This is a genomic window from Burkholderia sp. Se-20373, assembly GCF_017104705.1.
Lineage (GTDB): Bacteria > Pseudomonadota > Gammaproteobacteria > Burkholderiales > Burkholderiaceae > Burkholderia.
On the sequence record NZ_JAAGPH010000192.1, the window covers coordinates 1 to 11,496 of the forward strand.

Sequence of the window (11,496 nt, forward strand, 5' to 3'; positions counted from 1 at the left end):
GGGGGGGGGGGGGGGGGGGGGGGGGGGGGGGGGGGGGGGGGGGGGGGGGGGAGGGCGGGAGCGGGGGGGGGTTCGGCGACGGCGGGGGGGGCGCGGCGCCGGCGCGGGGTGCCGGCCGGCGCCAGCGACGGGAATTGCGCGCGGCGCACGTCGTCGAGGGAATCTTCGCGTTTCATCATCCATGGGCTCCCGAGGAGGGCCGGGCGTCGCCCGGTTCGTGCGCCGCCGCCCGCGCGGCGCCTGGAGACGGCGTGAGCCGCCAGATCGCATACGGGCGCACATGCGGATCGAGCGAGACGTACTGGCGATGCCCGCGCCAGATTTCCGCATGCGTGGCGTCCTGTTCGAGCGCGTCGAGCGGTTCGCCGTCGACGAGCCCCAGGCCGCGCCACAGCGACGCATCGAGCGTGAAATTCGTGACCTGCGGATGCCACGGATCGGTGCTGATCGCGACGACGACCACGCTGTCGAACGCCGGCGTCGCCTTCACGAACACGAGCACCGCGTCGTTGTCCGCGTCGGCGAACGTGAGGCCGAGATGGGTCTGCAGCGCCGGGTGGGCGCGCCGCGCGCGGTTCAGCCGCGCGACCTCGGCGCCGATATGCGCGGCCTTGCTCCAGTCGCGCGCCCGCAGCTCGTACTTCTCCGCGTCCGCGTATTCCTCGCTGTCGGGCAGCGGCGCCGATTCGCCGAGCTCGAAGCCCGAGTACAGGCCCCACGCGCCGGCCAGCGTCGCCGCGAGCGCCGCGCGGATCACGAACTGCGTGCGCGGCGCGTTCTGCAGGTGGCGCGGGTTGATGTCGGGCGTGTTGACGAAGAAGTTCGGCCGGAAGAACTCGCGCGCCGGGCCGGTCGTCAGCTCGGTCAGGTAGTCGATGAATTCGCGCTTCGACTCGCGCCACGTGAAGTACGTGTACGACTGCGAGAAGCCGACCTTCGCGAGCCGGACCATCATCCCCGGCCGGGTGAACGCTTCGGACAGGAATACGACGTCCGGATGCCGGCCGCGCACGTCGTCGATCATCCACGCCCAGAACGGCAGCGGCTTCGTGTGCGGATTGTCGACGCGGAAGATCCGCACGCCCGCGTCGACCCAGAACAGCACCGCGTCGCGCAGTGCGAGCCACAGGTCGGGCAGCGCATCCGGCGCGTAGAAATCGGGGTTCACGATGTCCTGGTAGCGCTTCGGCGGATTCTCCGCGAAGCGCAGCGAGCCGTCGGGCCGCCACGCGAACCAGCCCGGATGCGCGGCGAGCCACGGATGGTCGGGCGAGCACTGGATCGCGAAATCGAGCGCGATCTCGAGCCCGTGGCCGCGCGCGGCATCGACCAGCGCGCGGAACGAGTCGAGCGTGCCGAGCTGCGGATGCACGGCCGTGTGGCCGCCGTCCGGCGAGCCGATCGCGTAGGGGCTGCCGACGTCGTCGGGGCCGGCCTTCAGGCTGTTGTTGCGGCCCTTGCGCGCGGTCGTGCCGATCGGGTGGATCGGCGGGAAATACAGCACGTCGAAGCCCATGTCGCGGATGCGCGGCAGGTGCGCGATCACGTCGTCGAACGTGCCGTGCCGGTGCGGATCGTCGCTCGCCGAGCGCGGAAACATCTCGTACCAGCTGGAGAAGCGCGCCGCGCGGCGCTCGACGTCGACCGGGAAGGTCGTCGTGTCGTGCGTGACGAACGGGCGGTAGCGCAGCGCCGCGAACGCGTCGGCGAGCGGCGCCGCGCCGAGCTGCGCGAGCCGCGCGTCGGCCGGCGCGTCCTTGAATTCGGCGACGAGTCGTTTCATCTGCGTGCGCGCGCGCGCATCGAGCGGATCGGCGAGCTTGAGCGCGGTCGCGAGCAGCAGCTGCGCTTCGCGCAGTTCGAGCGTCACGTCCTGGCCGGCCGCGTGCTTCTTCGCGACATCGTGGACGAGCGACGCCCAGTCGTCGCGCCAGGCAATCACGCGAAATTCATGGCGGCCGAGCCGGTCGAGCACGACGCGGGCGTGCCAGCCGTCATTCGGTTCGGCTTCGAACGGGATTTCGCGCCAGTCGTCGTCGCCGGCGGCGCGCCACTGCAGCGCGGCCGCGAGATGCGCGTGCCCGTCGGTGAAGATCGACGCGTGAACGACGAGCGTCTCGCCGATCACGCGCTTGACCGCGAAGCGGCCGCCGTCGACCGACGGCTCGACGCGCTCGATCGCGATCCGGTCGGCCGCGAGCGCCACGGAGAGCGCGCCGCGCTCGCGTGCGGCGTCGTGGCGAGTCGTGACGGGCGGCGCCTGCCACGCGTGCAACAGCGCGTACGCGCCCCGGTCGAGCGTGAACGGTTCGAGCACGGCCGGCGGGTGGGTGTGCATGCCGTCGTGCGTGGCGACGCGCGTGAATCCGCCCGGCACGCCGGGCAGGATCGTCGCGGGGTCGACCGTCACCGCCGCGTCGAGCTCGGGATTCAACACGATCAGCAGCGCCGCTTCGTCGTGCTCGAGCGATGGCCCGGTGCCGCGCAGCAACGCGGTCGCCGGTGCGCCGGGCGCGCTCAACTGCACGATTTCGCCGCGCGCGGCCGCCACGGGCGTCGCGCGGCGCCATGCGTTCGCGTCGGCGATCGTGCCCGACAGGTCGAAGCGCGCGCGCTCGAACGCGGCGCGGTAGCGGGCCGCATCGGCGTCGCGCACCATCAGCGGCATCGTGACGCCGCGCTCGAAGCCCATCGGCACGAGCCAGCCGGTGCCGACGGCGGCAGCGGTCCACAACGCGCGGCGATAGGCGCGGGCGACGGTGTCATCCGACGCGTCGGGCCAGTCGTCGGCGAGGCGCGGGCCGTCGAACGCGTCGGGAAACGCGATCGGCGCGCCGATGCGCCGCAGCAGCCGGTGTTCGTCGACGAACCACGGCGCGCGCAGATCCCACCAGCGCACCGATGAAAACACCGCGTCGAACCCGGCGGCTTCGAGCTGCGCCAGCGCGTCGCGTGCATGGCCGGGCACGCCGGCGAGCACCGCGACGTCCGGGCGCGTACGGCGCAGCGCCGCCCGCCAGCCGGGCCACCAGCCGGCCGGCAGATGATGCGGCGCGTCGATCAGGAAGCCGGCCGCGCCCGCATCGGCGAACGCGGCGAGGTGCTTGCACCACCACGCGGACAGCGCGTCGCGCACGGCTTCATCGCCGAGGTTCGCATGGGCGACGTCCAGCGCGTGCGCGGTGCCGCGCGGATCGATCAGTGCATCGTCGTGCGTGCGCTCGACGTACCAGTCCGGATGCTCGGCACGCAGCGGGTTCTCGCGCGCGATCCGATCCGGCACGACTTCGAGCAGCAGGCGCAGCCCGTGGCCGTGTGCGAGCTGGGCGAGCCGCGAGAAGGTTTCGAGCGCGCTCGCGCGTGTCGCGAACGCTTGGGACGGCCGCCGGAAATCGGCCGCGTGGCGCGGAAAGCCGGCGACGCTCGCGGCCCAGAACGCGCCGACGAGCACGTGATCGAAGCCCATGCCGGCGATGTGCGCGAACGTCTGCGGCCATGCGTCGAGCGGTCCGACGAGGCGGGCGTCGCAGAAGTAGAGGTGCGGAGAAAAGGGCGGCGTGGAGTCCATGGCGCGGGCGTAGGGGCGGCAGTCAATGACGCCGGTTCGCCGCAACGCGCGTGCCTGCCGGGTGGTTTCCCGCGGGGCAAGGGCGGGCGGGGGCCCCGCGGCGGCGGGGACTGTCGTTTTTACATGACCGCTGGGTAGCGGCATGCACTTACATGCGCGGCACCGAGCGGATATCCGTGCTGTCGCCCGTGGCGCGATCGTCATCGGCTTCGGGAAGCGGCACGACGGGATCGCAGCGCACCACCGCACCCTGTTCGATCCGGTGCGGGAACGGCGGCGGTGCATCGATTTCGTCGCCAAAGCGCGCGCGCACGAACGCCCGCAGCAGCGCCACGCGCGCATCGCGCCCGTGCGCGCCGCAGGTGGACGGGCCGTCGACGAAGGTCGCGTCGCATTCGACGTCGTCGCCGTGCCGTGCGATTCGCAGATCGTCGACACGGTCGAGCACCGCGCCCGCGTCGGACCACGACGCCGACGGCACGAAACACGTGTCGAGCCGCCTGAGTGCGTCGCACGCAGCCGTCACGACCAGGTGCGGCGCGACGGCGGTGAAACGCAGCGTGTCTTCGTCATCGGCGCACAGCGCGCGTGCACACCAATAGTCGAGATCGTTTCCGTCGAGTGCGTCGGTTCGCATGGGCCGGCTCCGTCGGGTCAAAACGGGCTCACCGCGCAAGCGACGTGCCCGTCGCGGGCGTCGCGCGGTCCGGCACGATCACCATGCGTCGACGTCCCGGTTGCCGTCGATCCGCTGCAGCAGCGCGTCGCAACGCTCGCGCAGCGCGTTCAGTTCCGGCGAATCGGCGTCGAGCCGCACCCGTTCACCGCTGTCGGGATCGCGGTTCGCGATCGCGATGTCGTAGATCCCTTGCGCGATCGTCGCGGACGCGTCCGCGATCCTGATCCGCGCAAGCCACCCGCATTCGGCGTGATGGCACGCGAGCCACATCCGCTGCACGTCGACGAGCTGTCCGGTGGTGAGCCATGCACCGGACCGCATGCGCGCAGCCAGCTGGCTCGTCACGAGATAGGAGAGCAGATCGGTCGTCTGATTCACAACGAGGCTCCTTCGAAGGTCGGGACGTTCGATCCGCGAGCCGGGTCGCGGGAGCGGAGCCGGGAGAGGCATCGGTGCGCGGATCGTCGTCCGGTTGCAGGAGGAACCGCTTCGCGGGCTCGCGACGCATGCCCGGGGCGGTTCGGTGCGCGACCGGCGCGCAAACCGCGTTCCAGCAGGCGAGTGTCAGGCACGGCGCGTGCGCACGGGGCCGACCGGGCGCGCGGCGATCATGCGGCGCGTATTTTTTGCATCGTCATCGCAGATAGGTACAGGAGGCCACCGTGCAAAATCAACAGGACGCACAGATTCGGGATCCGTATCGCGGGCACGAGATCCGTGTGTGGGCGCGGCGCAACGACAGCGGCGCGTGGCGTGACGAGGTGCAGGTGTATGTGGGCGGCGAGCGCATCGACCTGGTCGTGCCGGCGGCCGATGGCCCCGACTGGACGACCGAGAACGAAGCGCTGCTCGCGGGTGTCGAGCGGGGCCGTTATCTGATCGACAAGCGCATGGACGACGATTGAGCCGCGCGGCGGCCGCGTTCCGGTTCCGCGCAGGCGTGGCCGGTGGCCGTTCGCGGCCTGACGAAACCGACGGCGCGCCGGCGCGGGCGCCGTCGGCGAAGCAGGCGTTTCAGGGCCGCGCCGCAATCTCGTCGAGATGCCACAGCAGATCGGCCGGATCGTCGTACACGCGCAGCGCGCCCGCGCGTTCGAGTTCGTCGCTGCCGTATCCGCCCGACAGCAGCCCGACGCCGAGCGAGCGGCAGCGGGCGGCGGCGAGCATGTCCCAGATGCTGTCGCCGACCACGACCGTGTGCTCGATCGGCACGTTCAGTTGCGCGGCGGCCGTCAGGAACAGGTCGGGGTCGGGCTTCGCGTACTTGACCTGGTCGCGCGTCACCACCACGTGCTTCGCCGGATCGACGCCGAGCGCCTCCAGATTGATGGCGGCCGTCTCCATCCGCCCGCTGGTCGCGATCGCCCAGCGAATGCCCGCCGACGACAGCGCGGCCAGCAGTTCGCGCGCACCCGGCAGCGGCCGGACCTGCGCGCGCAGCCGCTGGTACGCGGCCGCATGGAGGCGCGCCAACCGCTCGACGCGCTCGGCGTCGAGGTCGCCCGACGTCTCGCGCAGCAGCTGGTTCAGGAACAGGCCGCCGCTCATGCCGATCTTGCGATGGATGCGCCACACCGACAGTTCGATGCCTTCGGCATCGAGCGCTTCCTTCCACGCGAGCACGTGCTGGTAGACGCTGTCGACGAGCGTGCCGTCGAGATCGAACAGAAAAGACGTTTCAATGCGCATGTGATTCTCCTGGCTCGAAAGGGGGCGAGCGAACGGGTCGTGAGAAGCGAGTCGGCACATTATCGGCGCACGGCGATGTCATGACCATGTCCCGCGGCCCGCAGACTCGACGCCACGCCACCCCGCGCCGCGCCGCGCCGTGTCATGTGCCGCTGGTACAATCGCGGCGATCGCCGGGCCGGGCTCTCCGCGCCGCGCGCCCCCAACCCTCGTCTCGCCGATTCCAGGTATGGCTACACCGGACGCCGTCAGTTCCAAGCACTCGTGGTGGGGTGTCCTGACCCTGGCACTCACCGCCTTCATCTTCAATACCACCGAATTCGTGCCCGTCGCGCTGCTCAGCGCAATCGGCGACAGCCTGCACATGCAGCCGACCGACGTCGGCCTGATGCTGACGATCTATGCATGGGCCGTGGCCGTCGTGTCGTTGCCGCTGACACTGGCCACGCGCCATGTCGAGCGTCGCAAGCTGCTCACGTGGGCGTTGCTGGGGTTCATCGCAAGCCACGTGGTGACCGGCGTCGCGTGGAATTTCGCGGTGCTGATGGTCGGCCGGCTGGGCATCGCGTGCGCGCATGCGGTGTTCTGGTCGATTTCCGTGCCGCTGGCCGTGCGGCTCGCGCCGAGCGACCGGAAAAGCCGCGCGCTCAGCCTGCTGGCGATGGGCACGGCGATCGCGATGGTGGCCGGCATTCCGCTCGGGCGCGTGGTCGGCGAGACGTTCGGCTGGCGCGTCACGTTCCTGATCATCGCCGGCGCGGCGGCTGTCGCGCTGCTGCTGCTGCGTGCGACGTTGCCGGTATCGCCGAGCCAGGGCGCCGGGTCGCTCAGCAGCATCGGCGTGTTCCTGCGCAAGCCCGCGCTGGTGGCGCTGTACGCGATCACCGTGCTCGTCGTGTCCGCGCATTTCACGTCGTACACGTACATCGAGCCTTTCGTCCAGCGCGTCAACCACGCGAGCAGCAGCCGGATCACCTATGTGCTGATCCTGTTCGGCGTCGCCGGCATACCGGCCGCGATCTGCTTCAACCGCCTCTATCCGCACCGGCCGGACGATTTCCTGCTCGGGTCGATCGTCGCGCTGGCGGGGTGCCTGCTGATCCTGTTCCCGTGCGCGCTGAACATCGTCACGCTGTCCGTGCATACGCTGGTCTGGGGCGGGGCGATCGTCTGCTTCGGGCTGGCGATGCAGGCATGGGTGCTGAAGCTGGCGCCGGAGGGCACCGACCTCGCGGTGTCGATCTTCTCCGGGCTGTACAACGTCGGCATCGGCGCGGGCGCGCTGATCGGCAACCATATCGCCGGCGACTTCGGGCTGCCGTGGGTCGGCACGTTCGGCGGCGTGGTCGGCGCGGTGGCGGTCGGGATCGCGTGGCTGGCGCTGCGGTTGCACGCGAGGCAGGCGGCGGCGTAGCCGACGCCGGGGGGCGGCATGCGGCGCACGCCGCCACGGCCCGGCCTCGCGCTTCGCTCGTCAGGCGACCGAGTAACCGCCGTCGGCCACGAGCGCATGCCCCGACACGTAGCTGGAGTCGTCCGATGCGAGGAACGCGACGATCGTCGCCATCTCCTCGGCGGAGCCCCAGCGTCCTGCCGGCGTCGATGCGGCGAACGCCTGTTGTGCCTCGTCCGACGGCCAGATGCCGCGGTGATGGAACGGCGTTTCGATCAGCCCCGGGCACAGTGCGTTCACGCGCACGCCCCGCTTGAACCATTCGATCGACGCGGTCTTCGTCATCCCGATCACCGCGTGCTTGCTCGCGATATAGACCGACGCATTCTCGAAGCCGATCAGCCCGCCCATCGACGCGTTGTTGATGATGCTGCCCGAACCCTGCCGCAGCATGATTTCAGCAGCGTACTTCATCGAATTGAATACACCGCGCACGTTCGGTTCGAACACCCTGTCGAACCGCTCGGCATCCTGCTCGAGCAGCGGCGCGAACACGCCTTCCGTGCCGGCATTGTTGAACGCGATGTCGAGGCGTCCGTAGGTCTCGACCGTGAAATCGAACAGCTTGCGCAGATCGTCTTCGTTCGCAACGTCCGCGACGAAGGCCTTGGCTTCGCCGCCGGCAGTCACGATTTCGTCGACCAGTCGATCGAGCTCGGCCTTGCGTCGTGCGGAAACGACGACCTTTGCGCCGCGCCGCGCGAGTTCGATCGCCGACGCGCGGCCGATGCCGGAGCTGGCGCCGGTTACCACGGCGATGCGGCCGTCGAGTTGGGCCGGTTTCGTGCTTGCGGTCATGATGAGATTCTCCAGAGTGAGGGATGAAAGCGGCGCATGGAGTTGAGTTGAATCGGTTGCGATGCACGCTTGATGAGCATTGTGGTCGCTCGCGTGTCGCAAAAAAATGGAACAATGGCGCATTCAGAATTCCCGTTTTTGGAATGAAAGGCGCTGCCGCTTTCGCGTGCCACGAGGGGTCTCCATGCTCAACCGACTCGACATCCTGAAGATCTTTGCCGCGGCCGCCGCGGCGCCCACGTTCCGCGAGGCGGCGGCGCGCCTGGGTGTGTCGCCGCAGGTCGTGACGCGCGCGGTGCGCGACCTGGAGGAGATGCTCGGCGAAACGCTGTTTCACCGGACGACCCGGAGCATCCGGATCACCGCGTTCGGGCAGGCGTTCGCGCGCGACGCGCAGACGGCGCTGGCTGCCGTCGACGGGCTGTTCGGCCCCGCGACCGGCCAGGCCGATGAGCCGGTGGGCGTCGTCCGGATCACGGCGCCGTCGGGCATGGGGCGTCGTTACGTGCAGCCGATCCTGGGCGAACTCATGCAGCGGTATCCGGGGCTCGTGCCCGACCTGCGGCTGTCGGACGTGCCGTCGCCGGTGGTCGACGAGCAGATCGACATCGGCGTACGCGTCGGGGCGATCGGCGACAACCGTTTCGTCGCACGCATGGTCGGGCCGTTGCCGATGTGGATCGTCGGCGCGCCGTCGCTGATCCGGCGGCTGGGCGAGCCCAAAAATCGCAAGGAACTCGAATCGATGCCGGTCACGTGCCTGATCGATCGTGCGAGCGGCCGCGCGTGGCCGTGGATGTTTCGGGGGGAGCAGCAGTTCGTCCCGTCGTCGCCCGCGTACCTGACGGACGATACCGAGGTGGAGATCGAGGCCATCTGCGCGGGGGTGGGGCTGGGGCAGTGCTCGGAATACCTCGTCCGGCCGTACGTCGACAACGGGCGCCTCGTGCGGCTGCTGCCCGGCCTCGAGCCCGAGCCGTGGAAGCTGCACGTCTATCGGCCGCGGCGCGGGCCGATGCCCCGGCGCATCCGGGTGGTGTACGACGCGCTGGTGGCGAAGCTCGCGGACGCGACGTGGCGAGGGTAGGCGGGGCGTCGGGGCTGCGGGTCGCGTTGGCGTGAAGCGGTTTCAACCGCCGCTCGACGACGTCGGCGCACCGGCGAAACCGTAACGTGCCAGTAACGTGCTCGGCGCGCCTCCATCCGGCCTGACGTGGTCGCGCCATTCGCCGCCAGGCACGCGGCAAGCCGACATATTGCGGCATCATCATGGATACCGACGCACCGGCACCGGTGCCCGCTATTCGACTGGAGACTCTGCATGCCGATACACCGGATTGAAACCCGCGACGCGATGGGCGACCCCGATGTGGTCTATCTCAACCCGGATCACGTGCTGTGGATGTCGCAGCCGACCGCGGCGCAGCGGCGGCCGGGCGGCACGGCCATTCGCGTGGACGACCGCGTGAAGGGCGGTTCGTTGCTGATGGCCGACAATCCGCCGGCCGCTCGACTGCTGCAGGATCTCGGGCCGTTCGTGACGGTGACGCTCGCGAACCCGTCGTCCGACTATCCGGACGGTCTCGTCCATGTGCGTGCGCAGGCGATCGTCAAGATCGCGACGGACGACCACGACAAGCCGCTCGCCGAGCGCACGCTCGGCTGGGTCCACGTCAAGGACGGCTCCGTGTTCAAGATCAGGGGTTACGCCGGCGTGGCCGCGCAATGGCAGGCGTCGGTGGCGGCTGCCGGCCTTTGACCGCGCGTTAGCGTTGGCGCGATGACGCAGCGGCCCGGTGTGCCGCAGTGGGCCGGCCGTGGTTCGCCTCGGGAAACCGGCCGTTTTGCCTCGTGCGCGCTGGCGAACCGCTCGGGTGTCGGAGTGCCGCGAGAACCCCGAGCCCGCTCGGCGCCGCGGTCGATACGCGACACGCAGTACGTCAATCAGCCGGGTAACGTGGCGCATCGCGACGCACCCATGCCCGTTCGGGCCTTCGCCGCGCCCCCCCGTCGAAGCGCTCGATGCAGGTGTTTTCCACCGGCTTGCCGAGGAACCGTCCGTCATGAACCTGTCCGCGTCCGATATCACACCGGAGGAACTCCGGCTGTTCGGCGACCTCGTCGCCCGCCTGGAAGAACTGGGGCCGGTCGTCGACGTGCGGGCGGTCGTGCTGCCCGCGATCACGCAATTGCTCCGCGCCGATTTCGCCGCGTCTTTCGATTGCGATGAACACACCGGCCTGTGGTGCAACGGCTTCTCGTACAACGTCGATCCGTTGCAGATCGCGCGGTACGAAGCGTGGTTCCAGCATATCGATCCGGTCACGCCGCCACTGCGCGCGCGCCGCGTGGCGACCTGCGTCGACGAGGTGGTGAGCCGGCGCGAGCTGGAGCAGACCGAGTTCTACACCGATTTCCTGTGCCGCGACGGGATGCACCACGGCATCAACGTCTATGCGTTCGACGGCGCGACCCACATCGGCGACCTGCGCATCTGGCGCGCGCAAGGGCGGCCCGACTTCACCGAACGCGACAAGCTGCTGCTGAACGGCATCGAGCCGTTTTTCCGGCGTGCGCTGCTGCGGCGGCGCCATGCGTGCGCGGGGCTGACCGGGCGCGAGAGCGACGTCGCGCGGCTGGTTGCCGCCGGTTATACCGACAAGGACGTCGCACGCACGCTCGGCATCGGGGTGCCGACGGTCCGCACGCATCTGCGGCGCGTGATGGCGAAGAAGGGCGTCGCCAACCGCGCGAGCCTGGCGGCCGCGCTGGCGTAACCCGTCGCGCGCGGCCGACGGCCGGGGTCATCCATTGTGATGATGGGCGTCAAAATCGGCGCGCCCTACCTTGTGACGATCCCCCGTGACGAGGAACGACGACGATGCCCACCCTGGGAACCCTGACGCTCACCGAAGCCCGGCACGCGATCCTGCGCCGTGAGTTTTCCTGCGTCGAATACGCGTACGCCACGATCGAGCGGCACGCCCGCTGGCGCTATCTGAACGGCTTTACGTGCGTCGACGATGCGCGGCTGCTCGCCGAAGCGGCCCGCTGCGACCGCGATGTCGCGACGTCGTCCACCCCGCACGCGCTGCTGGGCCTGCCGATCGCGATCAAGGACAACATCGACACCGCGTGCCTGCCGACCGGCAACGGCACACTGGCGCTGCACAACCGCGTGCCGCCGCAGCATGCGCCGGTCGTCGCGCGGCTGCTCGCGCAAGGGGCGCTGATCGCGGGCAAGGCCAACCTGCACGAGCTGGCGTTCGGCGTGTCGGGCAACAACCGCGTGACCGGCGCGGTACGCAA

At 70.0% G+C, this 11,496-nt stretch carries 11 protein-coding genes; 6 read left to right on the forward strand and 5 right to left on the reverse strand.

Features of this window, described 5'->3' with window-relative positions; all coding sequences use genetic code 11:
- Positions 1-175: 175 nt before the first annotated feature.
- From G3N96_RS34800 to G3N96_RS34810, 3 genes are all read right to left on the reverse strand, one after another.
- Positions 176-3,568 (reverse strand): maltotransferase domain-containing protein, encoded by a 3,393-nt coding sequence (locus G3N96_RS34800; RefSeq protein WP_206139998.1) that lies wholly within the window; start codon positions 3,566-3,568, stop codon positions 176-178.
- Positions 3,569-3,716: 148 nt separating this feature from the next.
- Positions 3,717-4,205: a phage protein NinX family protein gene (locus tag G3N96_RS34805; RefSeq protein WP_206139999.1), complete on the reverse strand. Its 489-nt coding sequence runs from the start codon at positions 4,203-4,205 to the stop codon at positions 3,717-3,719.
- 78 nt (positions 4,206-4,283) lie between these two features.
- Positions 4,284-4,568, reverse strand: coding sequence for a hypothetical protein (locus G3N96_RS34810; RefSeq protein ID WP_124581420.1), 285 nt, complete (start codon positions 4,566-4,568; stop codon positions 4,284-4,286).
- A 341-nt stretch (positions 4,569-4,909) separates the two neighbouring features.
- Here G3N96_RS34810 and G3N96_RS34815 point away from each other — a divergent pair, with 341 nt between their 5' ends.
- The gene (locus tag G3N96_RS34815) at positions 4,910-5,152 is read left to right on the forward strand and encodes a DUF6566 family protein (protein WP_206140000.1); all 243 of its coding nucleotides are present in this window, start codon (positions 4,910-4,912) and stop codon (positions 5,150-5,152) included.
- A 109-nt stretch (positions 5,153-5,261) separates the two neighbouring features.
- Here the strand turns inward: G3N96_RS34815 and G3N96_RS34820 are convergent, their stop codons facing one another.
- Positions 5,262-5,936 (reverse strand): HAD family hydrolase, encoded by a 675-nt coding sequence (locus G3N96_RS34820; protein ID WP_089498626.1) that lies wholly within the window; start codon positions 5,934-5,936, stop codon positions 5,262-5,264.
- 229 nt (positions 5,937-6,165) lie between these two features.
- Here G3N96_RS34820 and G3N96_RS34825 point away from each other — a divergent pair, with 229 nt between their 5' ends.
- Positions 6,166-7,350: a sugar transporter gene (locus G3N96_RS34825; protein WP_206140001.1), complete on the forward strand. Its 1,185-nt coding sequence runs from the start codon at positions 6,166-6,168 to the stop codon at positions 7,348-7,350.
- Positions 7,351-7,410: 60 nt separating this feature from the next.
- On the opposite strand, the gene G3N96_RS34830 is transcribed toward G3N96_RS34825, so the two are convergent.
- Positions 7,411-8,187, reverse strand: a complete 777-nt coding sequence (locus G3N96_RS34830; RefSeq protein ID WP_206140002.1) for a glucose 1-dehydrogenase — start codon at positions 8,185-8,187, stop codon at positions 7,411-7,413.
- Positions 8,188-8,371: 184 nt separating this feature from the next.
- On the opposite strand from G3N96_RS34830, the gene G3N96_RS34835 reads away from it, so the two are divergent.
- From G3N96_RS34835 to G3N96_RS34850, 4 genes are all read left to right on the forward strand, one after another.
- The gene (locus G3N96_RS34835; protein ID WP_206140003.1) at positions 8,372-9,274 is read left to right on the forward strand and encodes a LysR family transcriptional regulator; all 903 of its coding nucleotides are present in this window, start codon (positions 8,372-8,374) and stop codon (positions 9,272-9,274) included.
- 234 nt (positions 9,275-9,508) lie between these two features.
- A complete protein-coding gene (locus G3N96_RS34840; protein ID WP_206140004.1) occupies positions 9,509-9,946 on the forward strand; it encodes a hypothetical protein in 438 nt (145 codons plus the stop codon).
- A 304-nt stretch (positions 9,947-10,250) separates the two neighbouring features.
- Complete coding sequence (locus G3N96_RS34845) at positions 10,251-10,964, forward strand: helix-turn-helix transcriptional regulator (RefSeq protein WP_206140005.1); 714 nt, start codon at positions 10,251-10,253, stop codon at positions 10,962-10,964.
- 104 nt (positions 10,965-11,068) lie between these two features.
- Positions 11,069-11,496, forward strand: a 428-nt coding sequence (locus G3N96_RS34850; protein WP_241022963.1) for an amidase family protein, incomplete at its 3' end; no start/stop codon positions are given.